Below are 16,704 nucleotides of genomic sequence, written 5' to 3'. Positions count from 1 at the left end.
TTCCGGCCTGGCCGCTCGTCGCGCCCGGCGCCGAGGAGGGCCGCGGTTGCCCCCTTGCACAGCGCACCGGCTCGGAGGCACGGCCGACGAGCCCGGACAAAAACAAGCGGCCCGTCCTTGGACGGGCCGCCCCTGTCTTCCGGCAAGCTGCGGACGCGCTGTCCGCCTTGCATCTCACTCCAGGCAGTCGAGCGGCAGAACCGAGCGGTCGCTGCCCTGCAGGATGTCGGCGGCGCGCAGGATCTGGCCGCCATTGTCTTCCGTCGGCGTCACCTGATTGGCCGACAGGAAGGTGCGGACGAGATCGAGCTTGATGCCGAAATTGATGTTCTGGGCGGTGCGCTCGCCGGAGATCTTGTCGATCTGCGAGACGACGACGCCGACGACATGGCCGTATTCGTCGAGAACCGGGCCGCCGGAATTGCCCGGCTGGGTCGGCGCCGTGTACTGGAACCGGCTCTGGTCGCCGAGCGCGCCACGCAGGCCGCTGATCAGGCCCTCCGTGACATTGACGCCGCCGAGCTGCGACCGGGCGGGATAGCCGACCAGCACGACGCGCTCGCCGGCGCGGATCGGCGCCTGGCCCTGGGCACGGAACGGGAGCGGCGTCGCGGTGGCGCCCTCTTCCTGCAGCAGGGCGAGGTCGCTGCCCTCGTCCTGGGCGATCAGGCGCAGCGGCGTGCGCTTGCCGTCCGGGCGGGAGATCGCCACCGAGCCGCAGCCGTCGACGACATGCTGGTTGGTCAGCACATGGCCGGCCGTGGTGATGTAGAAGCCGGTGCCGGTCGAGGCGAGATGACCCGGACGTCCGGGCCGGCCGACCTGGATCTCGGGGTTGGCGCAGAAGTCCTGGTCGCGCTTTTCGACCGACTGGCCGCCCTCGTAGACGATCTTCAGATCCCAGCGGCAACCGCCCTCATTGGGAATGCGCACCTCGAAGCGGAACTTGCGCGGCAGCATTTCCGAGCCGAGCCGGTCGTCACCCCAATGGCTGTCGCTGACCGGGGTCAGATAGAGCTCGCGCACGTCGCCGCGGCCCTGGTTGAGGAACACCAGGCGCCGGCCGTCCTCCGGCCCGCCACCGTCGATGCGGAAGGCGTTCGGGCCGCCGAAGGCGATCTCGCGCCGGTCGCAGATATTCTGGCGCATGCGCCGCTCCTCGCGGCCGCCCTGGTAGACGATGCGGAAGTCGAAATTGCACTGGTTGTCGCGCTCGACCTGCGTGGAGAAGCGGCCGCCGGGCTCGATCCTCTGGGCGCCCAGCCGGTCCTCGCCCCAGGTGCTGACCTTGGAGGAGGAGATGAACAGGGCCTCGATGATCTTGTTGCCCTCGTTGACCACGGTCACGTCGGAAATGGCCGGCCGCTGCTCGCCCTGGTTCGCCGGTGCCTTGCGCGCGCCGCGGCCGGGCGCCAGCGCCGGGCCGGTGAAGGCGAGTTCGCGGGTTTCGCACAGGTTGACGTTGCGGCGGACCTCCTCGCGATTGCCATCGAAGGTGACGCGTACGTCGTACTGGCAGGTATTGCCGCGCGGCATGCGCAAGGTGAACGAATTGCGCGCCGCGATCACCTCGCTGCCGAGCCGGTCGCGGCCCCAGGAATTGGCGCGCGCAGGCCTGACATTCATGGTCTGGATGGTGATGCTGCCGCGGTTGAGGATCTCGACCTGCAACTGCTCCTGGGCCGCGCCGCCGCCAGGGCGGGCGCCCGGCGCGGCGTCCTGGCCGCCGGCCTGGAACACCACCTCGCGGTTGGTGCAGAGGTTGCGCTGCTGCAGCGTCTGCTCCTCGGCGTCGCCATCGAAGGTGGCGGTGACGTCATAGGTGCAGCCTTCGCTGCGGGTGAACCGGCCGGTGAAGGTGGCGCCGTCGTTCAGCACCGAGGCGATCAGGATGTCTTCGCTGTCCTCGCCGTCGGCCGAGGTGAGCTTCAGCGTCTGGAGCGTATTGCCGCTGCGGTTGCGCACCACGAACAGACCGATCGGTCCCTGGCGCTGCAGGTCCTGCGCGCTCGTTTCGGACCGGCCCTCGAGCGTCAGCTCGGGACGCTGGCAGAAGTCGACGCCGAACCGGGTCTCCTCGCGTCCGTCATTGTAGACCGCGCGCACGTCGTAGCGGCACTGCTGGCCGGTGTTCAGCCTGAGGCGCTGGCGCCGCCCGATATTGAGCACCTCGCTGCCGAGACGGTCCTCGCCCCAGCCGCCATTGTCGATCGGGGTGACATAGAGGTTCTGCATCGTGATGTCGGCGCGGTTGATCACCACGGTGTCCGCTCCACGTGCGGCAGGTTCCCGGCGGCGTTGCTGGGCATCGGCGCCGGCGCCGGGAATCATCAAGGCACAAGCCGCCACCAGCGCCAGGCGGGCGGGCTTCAGGGCTGAAAACGACATCGACGAGAAATCTCCATGTCTCGCGCCCCCTATGGCAGGAGCGCCGTGTCACAAATGAGGTAGGCGCTGTGAGTTTCCGCAGGATTTCGCCGCGACCATGGCTTTGCGCCGGTCGGACGGCGGGGGTGAAATCCGGCAGAAACCTAAGAGCTCGCCCGGAAAGTCAGTCATCAAACGGGTGCGAACGGTCTCCTTGACGTCACTGAACGGGCGCCGGGCCGAGGCCGGTGCCGTTGAATCGCAGCCATTAGAGCATGTCTGTTGCCGTTTGGGCATTTCGGTGGCGCGAAATTGTCCGGCAGACCTGCCGCGCAGCCGGCGCCGGACACGCGGTCCGCGTGCAGGACCTGCCGCTCAACCAGCGCGGTTCGCGGGCCCTCGGCCATCGAGGCTTCGACCGTTCCGCGCTTGGCCCTGGCACGGCGGCGCGCGCGTCGGGCTCGGTGCGCTGGCGGCCGGCCATGCCGGCGGCGCTGAGATTGATAGCCGAGACTGGCGAGGGTCGCGGCCAGGGCCGGTGGCGGCATGGCGTCGAGCCCGAGCGTCAGGTCGATGGTCGGCTTGGCGGGAAGGCCGGGAACGGCCGTGCCGCCGATATGACCGACCCGTCCGGGCGTGACCGGCAGCGCGGCGGCGAGCCGTCGCGGCGAGCCGTCGTCACAGGCCGAAAGAGCGATCGGTTCGTCGAGATCGGCCATGCATTCCCCAGGCGGACGCCTGCTAGGGCTGCATCAGCGCCTTGGCCACGGCCATGTAGGCAGGCAGCGTGATCGGGTCGTTGAAGGCGTTGCCGGCGACCGGATGGGAAGCGTAGCGCACGATCACCATTTCGGCCTTGGGATCGACATAGATCGACTGGCCGTGAATGCCGCGCGCCATGTAGGCACCGTGCTCGTTGTGGCTGACCCACCACATGTTCCGATACGACCAGCCGGGCAGGGTCGCATAGCCGGCCTTGGCGAAATGGGCGCGGTCGGCGCCGCGCTCGATATCCTCGACGACCGCCGCCGGGATGACCTGCCGGCCGTTGAAGCGGCCGCGGTTGCGCATCATCTCGCCGAAACGGGCAAGGTCGCGCAGCGTGGTGTTGAGGCCGCCGCCGCCCGATTCGGTCCCGACCGAATCGACGGTGAAATAGGCATCCTCCTCCGCGCCGAGCTTCGACCAGATCCGGTCGGACAGAAGGTCGGCGAGCGACAATTCGCTGGCGCGCTTGACGATCCAGGCGAGCACCTCGGCATTGACCGTCTTGTAGGCGAAGGCCTCGCCGTGCTGGCCCTCCTTGGTCAGGCCGGTCAGGAACTCGTAGAAGGAGCGCGGTCCCTGATAGTTCGGCCCGGCCGGCAGCATGCCGCCGGCGCGGGCATAGGCCCAGACCTCGGCATTGGGATCGGCATAGTTTTCCGAATAGCGCACGCCGATGGTCATATCCATGACCTGGCGCACCGTGGCATCGGCATAGGCCGTGTTGGCGAGCTCGGGCACATAGCGGGTAACCTGGGCATTGGGATCGAGCTTGCCCTCGGCGACGAGCACGGCGGCGAGCGTGCCGACGAAGGACTTGGTCAGCGACATCCCGATATGCTGGCGGTGGGCGACCAGCGCGCCGAAATAGCGCTCATAGATCACCTGGCCGCGATGCATCACCAGGATGCCGTCGGTGTAGGTGCCGGCGAGCGCTTCGGCGAAGGTCATGGATGCTCCGGTGAGCGTGGTCAGCCTGACCGTGCCGAGGTCGCGCTCGGCGCGCGGCAGCGCGGCCGCGCCGGCATCGCCGCGCCACACGGTGGCGGTCGGCACCAGCTCGCGCATGTGGCTGAACGCCCAGCGCGTCGCCGGAAAACGATAGCCGCTGCCATCGCCGAACCGCACGGTGCGGTCGGCCGGCGGCGGGAAGCCGCGCATGATGCCGAGCCGGTTCGGGTCGCTGTCGGCGGCGCTCGGGAAGGTCGGCGCGGTCTGGGCGAAGGCGGGCGCGAGGCCGCAGGCAATGAGGCCGGCGGCGAGGCCGAGGGCCGGTCGGACGTGGTGGCGCATGGCTGGTGCGGAGGCTCGAAGGGTTGTGGACGGAGCGGCCAGGTCGTGGGACGGGCCTTCTGCGACCTTATGCCCGCCTGTCGGCGATGCCAATTGGGACAGATGCGGGGCCGCTGCGGCCGCGCGCGAGGCGCCCGGCCGGGCCGGCGGCCGGCGGTGGCAGACGCGCCTGGCTGTGCCCGTGGCCTGTTCAGGCTGGGCTGGCCGCGCCCTCCCGTTGCAAGTTGTACTCGTTCTAAATCTCACATTTTGCCCGAAAATTCCCAATTAAATTGATAATCCACGAGTACATTTGAAATTATTCTAAATATCAATGAAATCTATCTGGTGTCATCACTCTCAAAATATAACAGTTATAATGTGCGAAGAGGACACAATAGTGAGATAAATTGACGCAACCGGTGCCTTTGTCTGCTTTGCAGGATTGTTTGAAGATGAGGCGCCGTGATAGTGGGCCGCGCCGACAGGAGATTGCGATGGCCCCGACACCACCCCGAAATACTTATCCGATTGCGGCCATTCTGCTCCTGTCGCTCGGCGAGACCGCGCTGGCGCAGGCAACGTCCTCGTCCTCCTCGGTGGAGCTTCCCCAGATCGAGGTTCAGGCGCCGGCTACGCGCACGCCGCCGCCGACCGGCGTCGTCGGACAGCCGCCGGCCCCTTACGCGGGCGGCCAGGTCGGAACCGGCACCCGCCTCGGCATCCTCGGCAACCGCACGTTCCTGACGACGCCGTTCAACGTCACGGGCTACACGGCGAAGCTGATCGCCGACCAGCAGGCGAGGACCATTGCCGACGTCGTGCAGAACGATCCGTCGGTGCGCAACGACGTCTCGCCGTTCAGCGAACGCGACGCCTTCTTCATCCGCGGCTTCTCGGTCGTCGCCCTCGATACCGCTTTCGACAGCCTGTTCTACATCGCCAATCCGCGCCGCAGCTTCACCGAGGGCATCGAGCGCGTCGAGATCCTCAAAGGCCCGAGCGCATTGATCAGCGGCGGCCTCGGGCGCATCGGCGGCACCATCAATCTCGTTCCCAAGCGCGCCACCGACGAGCCGCTGACACGCGTCACGACGTCCTTCGCCAGCCGCGGCAATTTCGGCACCCATATCGATATGGGTCGCCGCTTCGGCCCGGCCAACGAATGGGGCGTGCGGCTCAACACCTCCTATCGGGGCGGAGCGACCTCGCTCGACCACAATTCGCTGGAGGTGGGCAATGTCGCGCTCGGGCTCGACTATCGTGGCGAGCGGTTCCGCGCTTCGCTCGACCTGATCCATTCCAAGCAGAATGTCAGGGCGCCGACATCGCTGTTCAACGCGGTCGCGCCGAACATCGCCATTCCGCGGGCGCCGAGCAACCACCTCAACACCTCCAGCATGTTCGAATACATCAACAGCCGGCACAGCATGGCGGCGGGGCGGGTGGAATATGATCTGCTGCCGCAGGTGACGGTCTATGCGGCGGGCGGCATCAGCCGCTACTACGAGGACTTCCTCCAGTCGTCCTATCGGATCACCAGCCCGACCGGGCAGGCGACCAATACGCTCGCCATCCAGCCGCAGGAAATCCAGGGCCTGACCGGCGAGGTCGGGCTGCGCGCGCAGTTCGACACCGGCTTCGTCGGCCACCAGCTGAACATCTCGCTGACCCAGGCGACCAACACGGCGTTCCGCGGCGGGTTCAATCCGATCGCCCTGCCGAGCTGGGTGACCAACATCTACAATCCGGTCTACCTGCCGCGCGGCGTCTTCCCGTCGATGGCCCTGCCCAATTCCGCCGGGTTGGCGCTCTTCCAGCAGCTCACCGCGCGCAGCGTGGCGATCGCCGACACCTTGTCGTTCGGTGGAGACCGCGTCCAGCTGACGCTCGGCGGGCGCTACCAGTCCATCGATTCGCGCGCCTACAACACGCGGCCGGGACCGACGCTCGGCGCCCAGACCTACAGCTATCAGGAAGGCAAGTTCACGCCGGCGGTCGCCCTGGTGGTCCGCCCGTTCGAGCGCCTGTCGATCTACGGCAACTATGTCGAGGCGCTCACCGAAGGCCCGGCCGCGCCGGCCACCGCCGCCAACGCCAACACGATCTTCGCGCCGACCGTCAACAAGCAGATGGAGGTCGGCGCCAAATACGATTTCGGTGCCGTCGCGATCGCCGCCTCGCTGTTCGAGATCCGGCAGCCGAACGCCTTCACCGATCCGGCCACCAACCTGTTTTCGGTCAGCGGCCTGCAGCGCAACCGCGGCGCCGAGTTGACGGTCTTCGGCGAGCTCACGCCCGGCGTCCGGCTGCTCGGCGGCATCACCTTCATCGATGCGCGGCTGGCCAATACGGTCGGGGGCCGTTTCAACGGCAACACCGCGCCGGGGGTGCCCGCCGTCGCGGTCAACCTCTACGGCGAATACGACATGCCGTCATGGCTGGCTCCGGGCCTGACCCTGACCGGCCGGGTGATCTACACCGGCAAGCAGTTCTACGACCAGGCCAATACCCAGTCGATCCCGGCCTGGACCCGCTTCGATGCCGGCCTGCGCTACGTCTTCCAAAGGCCGGCGGGCAAGGACGTGACCATCCGGGTGGCGGTCGAGAACGTCTTCAACAATTCCTATTGGGCCACCGCCTCGAGGGGCTTCCTGAGCGCGGGAGCCCCCCGCACATTTCTGGTCTCCACGACCTTCGACTTCTGACGAGGTGCTGACGCCGCCAGGTCGTCGCCTCGGACGGTCAGGTGTTTCTCAGTTCGACGTTCCGGTTCAATCGCGAGCTTCCCGCCGATGGCAATGCTGACGAAACGGATATGTGACGGAGCCGGGAGCGGCCTGCGGGCTGCGTCCGTGCGGCCCTTCCGCACGGCCCTGGCCCGTCTGCGGGCGGGCATGCGGCAGACCCTTGGCGCTGTCCTGCTGCTCGCCGCCGTGCCGGCGTCGGCGCCGGCAGCCGAGGTCGTCGATCTTGCCGGCCGGCGCGTGCAGATTCCCGACCGGGTGGAGCGCATCATCATCGGCGAGGGGCGCTACATTCCGGCCCTCGCGATCCTCGACCGGGAGAACCCGGTCGGCCGCCTCGTCGGCATGCTGGGTGACTACGAGACCGTCGATCCGGGGAACTATGCCCGCTATCGCGCCCGCTTTCCCGACATCGACAAGATCCAGCGCATCGGCCGCAGCGCGCGCGACAGCTTCAGCATCGAACAGGCCATCGCCGCCCGGCCCCAGGTCGCCATCTTCGGCCTTGGCGGCCATGGACCCGGCACGCGCTCCACCGAGGTGATCCGCGCCCTCGAGGCGGCCGGCGTCGTCATCGTCTTCATCGATTTCCGCAGCGATCCGCTCGTCAACACGCCGCGTTCGCTCGAACTGCTCGGCAAGGTCCTGGGGCAGGAGGCCCGCGCGGCCGAATTTCTCTCGGTCTGGCGCGCGGCCCTGGCAACCGTCACCGAACGTCTCGCGCGCGAGAGGCCGGCTCCGGCAAGGGTCTTCATCGAAAGCCGCGTCGGGCTCGGCGGCGGCTGCTGCGAGACCATGACCGGCGGCATGATGGGCCGCTTCGTCACGGCCGCCGGCGGCGTCAACGTGGCCGATGCCCTCCTGCCGGGCGAAGCCGGCGTCGTCAGCCTCGAATGGCTGATCGCCCATCCGCCTGATGTCTATATCGGCACCGCCATTGGCGGCGGCCGGCGCGACGAGGCCGCATGGCTGGTGCTGGGCGCCGGCGTCCCGGAGGCTGCCGCCCGCACGCGCCTCGCCGCTTCGCTCGCCCGGCCCGGCATTGCCGACCTGCCCGCCGTCCGCGAGGGACGGGCCTATGCGGTCTGGCATCATTTCTACAATTCGCCGCTCAACGTCGCCGCCGTCCAGGCCTTCGCGAAATGGCTGCACCCGACGCTCTTCGCCGACCTCGATCCGGTCGGCTTGCTCGCCGAGCTGCACGACCGGTTTCAGCCATTCCCGCTCGATGGCGCCTACTGGGTGAGCGTCAGATGATGCCGCTCGCACGACCGCCTGATCATGGGTCGGCCGGCATCGTGCGCCGGGCCCGGACCGCCCCCCGGTGATTGACATGTGCTGTTTCAGGCAAAAAAATACAAATAATATCAGTAGTTTATATAGAATCTAGTCGGCCCTGCTCCAAACTCCGAGTTGGAAGGCGTTCATGCATTTCAGTCTTGAAGGACGACGTCTCGATCCGGCCCGCAGACGGCCCGGACTTTCTGGACACCGAGCGGCTCCAGTGCCCGTCCGATCGCCAGGGCAGCGGCCTGCCGATCGCGTCGCGGGGCAGCGCCCGTCGATCACGGCACAGCCCGTCTCTCCCTAGCTGCAGCTCCGCGCGGCCGTCCGGCCGCGACCAGCGTTCGAACGGAGTTCGACCGTCATGACAGCATCGTCCCAGCCGGTCGCCGAGGCGGCCGCCTTCCGCAGTTTCGCCAATGGCTATTTGCGCGAGATCGATGCGGGCATCCGCGTCCGCCACGCCTTGCCGGACGGCCCGCCGGCCGCCTGCGTGGAGTGGAGCCTGCGCAGGCAGCGCGCCGCGATCCGCGCTGAGATCGTGTCGCCCTCCCTGTGCGGTACGCACGGCTTCGGCCGGCTGTGGACCCGCCAGCTCCATGAGCCGCGCTGGCGCCGCATCGCGCCGATGCACGCCATCGAGGCGCTGCTCGGCGAAGCCTATGCGCGCATCGATGTCGGCAGCGCCGATGCCGCGCGCGGGCACGAGCTGGAGCTTCTGGGCCGCATCCTCGACAGCTATCGCGAGACGGTCCGCCAGCTTGATCTCGCCGTGCGCCGGACGGAGGAGGACGCGAGCTTCATCGGCGCCGAGCGCGCGCTCGTCTTCGGCCATTGGCTGCATCCGACACCGAAGAGCCGGCAAGGACTTTCACCATGGCAGGCGCGCATCTACGGGCCCGAGGAAGCCGGCGGGTTCCAGCTCGCCGTATTCGCCGCCGATGCCGGCATCGTGAGCCATGCCTCGGCCGTGCCTCGCTCGGCGCCGGAGGTCGCGCTGGAGCTTCTGGGGGGCGACGCGACGCGGCTGCCGCTGCGGCGCGGCGAGATTGCCGTGCCCATGCACCCGCTCCAGGCCGAAGCGCTGATGCTGGAGCCGCATGTCGTCGCGCTCATGGAACGGGGCCTCGTTCGGCACCTCGGCTGCGCCGGTCCCCGCTTCACCGCCACCTCGTCGCTGCGCACCGTCTATGCGCACGAGAGCCCCTGGATGGCGAAGTTTTCGCTGCCCGTCACCATCACCAACTCTCTGCGGGTCAATCGCATGGCCGAGCTGGAGGCGGGCGTCGCGATGGCGCGGCTGATCGGAGGCAGCGCCTTCGGTGCGCGCCACCAGGCCTTCAGGATCCTGCTCGACCCGGCCTATCTCACGCTGCGCTGCCCGGGCCGCGAAGAGAGCGGCTTCGAGACAGTGCTGCGCGAGAACCCTTTCCGCGGCGGCGCGGAGCGGGGCATCGCGACCGTCGCTGCGTTGACCGCCGAGCCGGTCCCGGGTCGGCGCTCGCGTCTCGAGGCGCTGCTGCGCCGCCTTTGCCCGGGCGGGGCGGGCGATGTCGCGCATGCCGCGCGGCGCTGGTTCGGCCTCTATCTCGACTGCATGCTCGAGCCCCTCGTCGGGCTCTACGACAGCCATGGCATCGCGCTCGAAGCCCATCAGCAGAATGCGCTTCTCGATGTCGCGGACGGCTGGCCGCGGCGCGGGTTCTATCGCGACAATCAGGGCTTCTACCTGTCCGAAGCGGCCCGGCCCCGGCTGCTGCTCGAAGCCCCCGAGACGGCCGGCCTCGCCTCGCTCTATTTCGACGACGCGGAGATCCGTCGTCGCTTCGCCTATTACCTCGTGGTCAACCAGATCTTCTCGGTGATCGCGCGCATGGGCCATGACGGGCTGGTCCGCGAGGAGGTCCTCGTCGACGATCTCGCCCACCGGCTGGAGGCGCTGGCGGGCCGCATGACGGGAGCCGGACGAACCTTCGTCCGTTCGGTCCTGGACGGGCCGACGATCTGCACCAAGGCGAATCTGCGTGTGCGGTTGTCGGACCGCGACGAGCTGGCCGCCGGCGAGGGCGCCGACAACTACATGGACATGCCGAACCCGCTCGGCCTGCGGGCGGCTCGCGGTGAGATCGACCGTGCCCTTGCCTCTTGAAACGCTGCACCAGCCGGAAGAGCGCGTCCTGCGGCAACTGGCCGAGGCGGTCCTGTTCGAGGGCCTGGCCGATGGCGAGGACCCATGCGCTGACAGGGCAGGTCGGTTCGCCTGGCGCATCGGCGGGCGCCGCTTCCGCGCCACCGGCACGGAGGGCCCTTTCGGCCGCCCCCGCATCGTGCCCTTCACGATCGAGACGGCCGGACCGGACGGCACCTGGCACGCCGCCGATCTCACGGCGCTCGCGCAGGCCTTGCCGGCGACACCGGAACGCGGCGGGCAATTGCAGGAGGAGCTCCGGCAGACGGTCGAGCTCTGCCGCTGGAACGCGGACAGCCTTGTCGCGCCGGCCCGCCGCGGCCTCGGTTTCGCCGCGCTCGACGCGGCGCTCTGGGAAGGCCATCCCTACCACCCGTGCTTCAAGGCACGCACCGGTTTCACCCTGGAGGATCACCGCCGCTACGGCCCGGAATGCGCGGAACCGTTCCGGCTCGAATGGCTTGCCGTCCGCCGGGACATGATGGCGGTCTCGCTGCCGGACGGAGAGGCCGACTTCGCGCGAACGGAGCTCGGCCCGGATTGGGATCGTCTCGCGCGGCGTCTCGGCGAGACCGGGCTCTCCCTTCGAACCCACGCTCTCCTCCCCGTCCATCCCTGGCAGATGCGGCGCCTGCTCGCCGGGCCGCTTCGGCCCTGGCTCGCCGAGCGCCAGGCCGTTGCTCTCGGCGCCGCCGGCGCGCGCTACGTCGCCAGCCAGTCCCTGCGCACGCTGCACAATCTGGACGACCCGCAGGCCAGCAGCGTGAAGCTCTCCATGAGCCTCGTCGCGACGTCGAGCCTGCGCCATCTCGATCCGCATTTCGTGCTGACCGGACCGGCCTTGTCGGAATGGCTGGCGCGGCTCGTCGCCGGCGATCCGCTGCTCGGCGCCCGCTACCGGCTGGACGTTCTGCGCGAATATGCGGCGGCTCTCGTCGACCGGGCCGGGCCGCTGGCGGGGCAGCTCGCTGCGCTCTGGCGGGAGAGTCCGAGGCTCGCCGCCGGCGAGGCTGCGGTGCCGTTCAACGCACTGATGATGCGCGAGGCCGACGGCGCGTCCTTCGTTGCCCCCTGGCTGGCGCGGCACGGGCTCGAGCCCTGGCTCGACCGCCTGGTCGACGTCGCGGTGCTGCCGGCCTGGCACCTCCTGGTAGCCCATGGCGTCGCGCTCGAGGCGCACGGCCAGAACATGATCCTGGTCCATCGGGGCGGCTGGCCGGAGCGGGTGATCCTGCGCGACTTCCACGAAAGCGCCGAATATGCGCCGGACTTCCTGTCCGATCCCGCGGCCGTGCCGGACTTCGCCGCCATCGATCCCGCCCATGGCGGCCCGGTCGACGACCGTTTCCACGCCATGCGCTCGGCCGCGGTGCTGGCTGAACTCGTCACCGACAGTCTGTTCGTCTTCAACCTGTCGGAGGTCACCCATCTCCTGCACCGCCTGCACGGCCTGGACGAGACCGCGTTCTGGCGTCGGCTCGGCCGGCGCCTGCGGTCGCACGCGGCCGAGCATGGCCTGGAAGATCGGCTGGCCCGGCTCCGCATCGACGGGCCGGCGCTGCAGGTCGAGGCGCTCCTGTCGCGCAAGCTCGGACTGGCCGAGGCGCGATGCAGCCGCCGCGTGGCCAATGCTCTCTTTCCCCCCGAAAGCCCTCCGGAGACGCCATGATCGAGATCGACGAGCGCATGATCACCGCCGAGGACATGGATGCCGCCATCCGGCGCGTCGCCGCCGGGGCCGGCCTCGTGGGCGGCCGCGGCGAGCGCGTCGCGGCGCGCCTGCGCGATCCTGCCGAAAGCCTCGCCTTCATGCTCGCGGCGCGTCGGCTGGGCGTGACGCTCCTGCCCGTTCATCCGGCGCTGCCGGACGAGGGAGCGCGGCGCCTTGCCGCGCGTGCCGGCTGTCATCGCCTGTTTCTCGATGACCTGGACGGCGAGCCGCTGGCGAACTCCCCGGCGCCGGCGCCGGGGCCCGGACAATTGCTGCAGATGAGCTCCGGCACGACCGGCGATCCCAAATGCATCGCCCGGCCCTGGAGTTCGGTCGAGCGCGAGGTGGAGAGCTATGTCTCGGCCTTCACCGAGCCGGCGGGCATGACCCCGGTCATCGCCTGCCCGATCACCCATTCCTACGGGCTGATCTGCGGGCTGTTCGTCGGTCTGCGCCGCGGCGAGGCCGGTGGGCCGGCACCGGTGGTGCTGGACCACACCAACCCGAAATATCTGCTGCGCCGCCTGCGCGAGATCGACCGGCCGCTTCTCTATACCTCGCCGGCCATGCTGCATACGCTCGCCCGGCTGCTGCCCGAAGGCGAGCGCATCCACGCCGCGATGACGTCGGGCACGGTGCTGCCCGCGCCCTGGTTCGAGGCGATCCGCAGCCGCGTCGTGCATTTCTTCCAGCAATATGGCTGCTCGGAGCTCGGCTGCATCGCAGTCAATCCGGACCTGCGTCATGCCGATGCGATGGGCCGCCCGCTGCCGCACCACAGGGTCAGCGCCGGCGCGAGCGCCGCGCATCCGGCCGAAATCGTCGTCGCGGGCGCGGCCGGCGAGGTCCGCACCGCCGATCTCGGGTTCATCCGTCCGGACGGCATGCTGATCTTCGTCGCGCGCATGGACGACACGATCAACGTCTCCGGGCTGAACGTCTATCCCGGCGAGGTGGAGGATGTGGTCATGGCGATGCCCGGCGTGACCGATGCCGTCGCCTTCGCCCGGCCCGACGCCTTCGCGGGCGAACGGGTGACGCTGCTGTTCAGCGCCGAGGCGCCCGTGCCGCCCCGCGCGCTGCAGGACTGGTGCCGCCGCTGGCTGGCCGGCCATCAGGTGCCGAGCGAGATGGTGCAGGTGCACCAGATCCCGCGCCAGGCCAACGGCAAGATCGCGCGCCGCGAGGTCGCCCGGCGCTATCGCGACGGCCTGCTGGCGGAGGCCATGTCATGACCTCGGACGACATCATCGAGGCGATCGGCGTCATTCTGCGCGATGAGATGCGCCATCCCCATCTCGACCTCTTCGGGCCCGAGGCGCGGCTGAACGAGGACCTCTATGTCGATTCCGTCCAGCTGCTGCAACTGATCCTGGCGCTGGAGCTGAACCTGGGCCTGCCCGTTTCGGAAGAGGCGTTCAGCCGCCAGGACATTGCCACCGTCGCCGATCTCGCCGCCATGCTGGCGCCGGCGGGGCCGCAGGAGCCGCCGGCCACCAACGCACCGGTACCCCCGGCGCCGTCGGGCGGCGTCCATGGCGACCTGACCTACGATCTGAAGATTCATTGCTTCGTCAGCTGCGTCTGCGATGGGCTGAAGACGCGCGGCATCGACCATCGCCCCTTCTATTTCCTGATCTGGGACGCCGAGTTCGCGATCACCGACGGGTTCCAGCTCGCCTACCATTCGGATGCGATGGATCACGAGACGTTCCGCTACTGGTTCGAGCGGCTCTACGGCGTGCCGCTTCTCGCCTGGTACGACCCTTCCCGGCCCAAGGACGACAACGTCGCCACGCTCCTCGACATCCTGCAGCGCCGCGCGCCGGACGAATGCGTGATGGTCATGCTGGACATGTTCCATCTGCCGGAGCGCGAGAACAAGTTCAACCAGAACCCGTTCCCGCACTATCTGCTGCTGGAGCTGACCGCGGATCCCGCCGTCTGGCAGGTGCGCGACCCCGACTTCCGCTGGGAAGGACCGATCGCGCGGGACAGGCTGCTGAACGCGATCCGCCAGCCGACGGTCGCGGGTGGCTACCGGTTCGATCCCTCAGGGGCCCGGCCGCCCGACGAGAGGGACCTCGCGGCGTTCTTCACGGCCTGTTTCCGCCCCAACGCCAATCCGCTGATCGATGCGGTCCGCGCCATCGTCACGGCCCATGCCGAAGGGCAGGGCGGCCTCGTCCTGGCCGATCTCGGCGCGGCGCTGCGTGAGCTGCCGGTCATCACCATCCGCAAATGGGCCTATGAGCACGGCTTCGCCTTTTTCTGGCGGGCTCTCCAATGGCCGGACGAGGCGTTCCAGCGGATCTGCGACGAGATCGAAGCGCTGGTGAACGGCCTGACGGCGCTGCACTACGCCGTCCTGAAGCTCGCCCGCACCGGCGATGCGGCGGAGGTCGCCGCCGTTCTGGCAAGGCTCGACGCTCTCGATGCGGCCGAGTTCTCGCTCAAGCGTCAGCTCGCCGGGGCCTTCGAGGCCTGGCGCGACGCGCGCCCCCGGGTCCGGCAGGCCGGGCACGTGCCGGAAAGGATCCCGGCATGAGGATCTCGCTCTGCACGATCAGCTTCCGCCACCATCTCCTGTCGATCGGCGAGATCGCCCGGTTCGCGCGCGGCAGCGGCTTCGACGGCATCGAGCTGTGGGGCATCCATGCCCGCAATCTCGGCCGTGGCTACCATGCCGAATGGCTCGCCGGCTTCGGCCTGCGCGTGCCGATGCTGAGCGACTACCTGCCGCTCGATGCGCCGCGGGACGACCTCGTCCTGCGCATGGCGGAGTTCTGCCGGCTGGCGAAAAGCTGGCGCGCGCCGCGGCTGCGCACTTTCGCCGGGGCCAGGGGCAGCGCCGCCGCCTCGCCGGAGGAGCGCGCGCAGGTGGTGGGCGGCCTGCGGCTTGCCGCCGGCTACCTCGCCGACCACGGCCTGCGCCTCCTCGTGGAGACGCATCCCGGCACCCTGGCCGACAATACCGCCTCGCTGCTGCGCCTCATCGAGGAGGTCGATCATCCCGCGCTCAAGGTCAATTTCGACGCACTCCATGTCTGGGAGAGCGGCGACGACATCATGGCCGCGCATGACCGTCTCGCCGGCCATATCGACTACTATCACCTCAAGAACGTGCGGGACCGCACCGACCTCGCCGTTTTCGCGCCGGACAACGTCTATGCCTCGTCGGGGCGGCGCGAGGGCATGACGAGCCTGCTCGAGGGAGCGCTCGACTACGCTCCTTTCCTGGAGCGCCTGCCTGCCCATGCCGAGGCTTCGCTCGAATGGTTCGGCGATGCCTGCTTCTCCATCCTGCCGGCGGACCTCGCCAGGGTCCGCAGCATTGCCGCCGGACGCCGCGACGACACGGCCCACCGTATCCGCGCCGCGGGATGACCCGCCGCGACGCTTCGCCCCATGCAAGGTCTGACGAGACGAGGAAGCCCCCATGCCCCAGAGCCGCGCCGTGATCGCGACACCCAACGCAAGCCGCATCCTTCAGCAGCTCTGCAAGCACTGGGCGCACAAGTTCGAGACCGAATGCGACGCCACGGCCGGCCGGATCATGCTGCCGCTCGGCGAAACGCGGCTCGGCGCCGATGCCGAGGCGCTGACCATCGCGCTGAACGCCGAGGACGCGGACAAGCTTTCCGGCCTTCGCGACGTCGTCGTGCGCCATGTCGAGCGCTTCGCCTTCCGCGAGACGCTCCACTTCGCCTGGGCCTAGGGCGGTGATGTCGAAACTTTCGAGCAAGGACCGGGGGACCGCAATGGATCTGAAGATCAGGGCGATGCGCGCCGAGGACGTCTCGGACATCTTCGAAATCTACAACCAGCCGGCCTTTCGCGCCGGCACGCTCGCTCTCCCCTATGAGTCCTTCGAGGCGGTCAAGAAATGGGCGGAGCCGCGGTCGCCGCGCGACCTGCACCTGGTCGCGCAGCTCGACGATCGCGTCGTCGGGGCGGCCGCCCTGCGTCCCTTCTACGGCCGGCGGGCTCATGCCGCCGAATTCTGGATCGGCGTGCACGAGGATTTCGCCGGCAATGGCGTCGGATCGAAGCTGCTCGCCGCGATCATCGACACCTGCGACAACTGGCTGAACGTCATCCGGATCGAGATGACCGTCTTCACCGACAACGAGAGGGCGATCGCGCTCTACAGGAAGTTCGGCTTCGAGATCGAGGGCACCCACAGGGCCGCGTCGTTCCGGAACGGCGCCTTTGCCGACGTCCATTGCATGGCGCGCCTGCGGCCGTCGAACGGGGCGTGAGGCGCGCCGGAGCAAGTGGCGAGCCTGGATTGATCGGTGCCAGTGCCACATGGAGGTCCGTCGTGGTTAGGAGCCTCGCCGCGCCGCGCGCCTCGAACCACGGCCATT

The 16,704-nt window shown here is 68.9% G+C and carries 12 protein-coding genes; 9 read left to right on the top strand and 3 right to left on the bottom strand.

The window, feature by feature from the left end; translation table 11 throughout:
* Positions 1 to 174 precede the first annotated feature (174 nt).
* The 3 genes from OZ671_RS01610 to OZ671_RS01600 form a co-directional block, all read right to left on the bottom strand.
* Positions 175 to 2,388: a S1C family serine protease gene (locus tag OZ671_RS01610; protein WP_268859096.1), complete on the bottom strand. Its 2,214-nt coding sequence runs from the start codon at positions 2,386 to 2,388 to the stop codon at positions 175 to 177.
* A 170-nt stretch (positions 2,389 to 2,558) separates the two neighbouring features.
* Complete coding sequence (locus OZ671_RS01605; RefSeq protein WP_268859095.1) at positions 2,559 to 3,086, bottom strand: GrpB family protein; 528 nt, start codon at positions 3,084 to 3,086, stop codon at positions 2,559 to 2,561.
* Positions 3,087 to 3,108: 22 nt separating this feature from the next.
* Positions 3,109 to 4,425: a serine hydrolase domain-containing protein gene (locus OZ671_RS01600; protein WP_268859094.1), complete on the bottom strand. Its 1,317-nt coding sequence runs from the start codon at positions 4,423 to 4,425 to the stop codon at positions 3,109 to 3,111.
* A 476-nt stretch (positions 4,426 to 4,901) separates the two neighbouring features.
* Here OZ671_RS01600 and OZ671_RS01595 point away from each other — a divergent pair, with 476 nt between their 5' ends.
* The 9 genes from OZ671_RS01595 (at position 4,902) to OZ671_RS01555 (ending at position 16,596) form a co-directional block, all read left to right on the top strand.
* Positions 4,902 to 7,112: a TonB-dependent receptor gene (locus tag OZ671_RS01595; protein ID WP_268859093.1), complete on the top strand. Its 2,211-nt coding sequence runs from the start codon at positions 4,902 to 4,904 to the stop codon at positions 7,110 to 7,112.
* Positions 7,113 to 7,301: 189 nt separating this feature from the next.
* Entirely contained in the window at positions 7,302 to 8,408 is a 1,107-nt protein-coding gene (locus OZ671_RS01590; protein ID WP_268859092.1) for an ABC transporter substrate-binding protein, read from the top strand.
* Between the two features lie 391 nt (positions 8,409 to 8,799).
* Entirely contained in the window at positions 8,800 to 10,584 is a 1,785-nt protein-coding gene (locus OZ671_RS01585) for an IucA/IucC family protein (protein ID WP_268859091.1), read from the top strand.
* Positions 10,568 to 12,292 (top strand): IucA/IucC family protein, encoded by a 1,725-nt coding sequence (locus tag OZ671_RS01580; protein WP_268859090.1) that lies wholly within the window; start codon positions 10,568 to 10,570, stop codon positions 12,290 to 12,292. The genes OZ671_RS01585 and OZ671_RS01580 overlap by 17 nt, the downstream gene beginning before the upstream one ends.
* The gene (locus OZ671_RS01575; RefSeq protein WP_268859089.1) at positions 12,289 to 13,569 is read left to right on the top strand and encodes an AMP-binding protein; all 1,281 of its coding nucleotides are present in this window, start codon (positions 12,289 to 12,291) and stop codon (positions 13,567 to 13,569) included. The genes OZ671_RS01580 and OZ671_RS01575 overlap by 4 nt, the downstream gene beginning before the upstream one ends.
* Entirely contained in the window at positions 13,566 to 14,882 is a 1,317-nt protein-coding gene (locus OZ671_RS01570) for a DUF6005 family protein (RefSeq protein ID WP_268859088.1), read from the top strand. The genes OZ671_RS01575 and OZ671_RS01570 overlap by 4 nt, the downstream gene beginning before the upstream one ends.
* Positions 14,879 to 15,721, top strand: coding sequence for a sugar phosphate isomerase/epimerase family protein (locus OZ671_RS01565; protein ID WP_268859087.1), 843 nt, complete (start codon positions 14,879 to 14,881; stop codon positions 15,719 to 15,721). Before OZ671_RS01570 ends, OZ671_RS01565 begins: the two co-directional genes overlap by 4 nt.
* A gap of 52 nt (positions 15,722 to 15,773) precedes the next feature.
* Positions 15,774 to 16,052 (top strand): DUF2218 domain-containing protein, encoded by a 279-nt coding sequence (locus OZ671_RS01560; protein WP_268859086.1) that lies wholly within the window; start codon positions 15,774 to 15,776, stop codon positions 16,050 to 16,052.
* A 43-nt stretch (positions 16,053 to 16,095) separates the two neighbouring features.
* Positions 16,096 to 16,596 (top strand): GNAT family N-acetyltransferase, encoded by a 501-nt coding sequence (locus OZ671_RS01555; protein ID WP_268859085.1) that lies wholly within the window; start codon positions 16,096 to 16,098, stop codon positions 16,594 to 16,596.
* The last annotated feature ends 108 nt before the right edge of the window (positions 16,597 to 16,704 follow it).

This window comes from Phreatobacter sp. AB_2022a, from assembly GCF_026847585.1.
Classification (GTDB): domain Bacteria; phylum Pseudomonadota; class Alphaproteobacteria; order Rhizobiales; family Phreatobacteraceae; genus Phreatobacter.
Note: the sequence above shows the minus strand (reverse complement) of the source record. Positions and strands in the feature narration are given on the sequence as shown.

Coding starts and splice junctions, on each gene's coding strand:
- OZ671_RS01610 (WP_268859096.1), bottom strand. CDS start 2,388: ATGTCGTTTTCAGCCCTGAAGCCCGCCCGCCTGGCGCTGGTGGCGGCT.
- OZ671_RS01605 (WP_268859095.1), bottom strand. CDS start 3,086: ATGGCCGATCTCGACGAACCGATCGCTCTTTCGGCCTGTGACGACGGC.
- OZ671_RS01600 (WP_268859094.1), bottom strand. CDS start 4,425: ATGCGCCACCACGTCCGACCGGCCCTCGGCCTCGCCGCCGGCCTCATT.
- OZ671_RS01595 (WP_268859093.1), top strand. CDS start 4,902: ATGGCCCCGACACCACCCCGAAATACTTATCCGATTGCGGCCATTCTG.
- OZ671_RS01590 (WP_268859092.1), top strand. CDS start 7,302: ATGCGGCAGACCCTTGGCGCTGTCCTGCTGCTCGCCGCCGTGCCGGCG.
- OZ671_RS01585 (WP_268859091.1), top strand. CDS start 8,800: ATGACAGCATCGTCCCAGCCGGTCGCCGAGGCGGCCGCCTTCCGCAGT.
- OZ671_RS01575 (WP_268859089.1), top strand. CDS start 12,289: ATGATCGAGATCGACGAGCGCATGATCACCGCCGAGGACATGGATGCC.
- OZ671_RS01570 (WP_268859088.1), top strand. CDS start 13,566: ATGACCTCGGACGACATCATCGAGGCGATCGGCGTCATTCTGCGCGAT.
- OZ671_RS01565 (WP_268859087.1), top strand. CDS start 14,879: ATGAGGATCTCGCTCTGCACGATCAGCTTCCGCCACCATCTCCTGTCG.
- OZ671_RS01560 (WP_268859086.1), top strand. CDS start 15,774: ATGCCCCAGAGCCGCGCCGTGATCGCGACACCCAACGCAAGCCGCATC.
- OZ671_RS01555 (WP_268859085.1), top strand. CDS start 16,096: ATGGATCTGAAGATCAGGGCGATGCGCGCCGAGGACGTCTCGGACATC.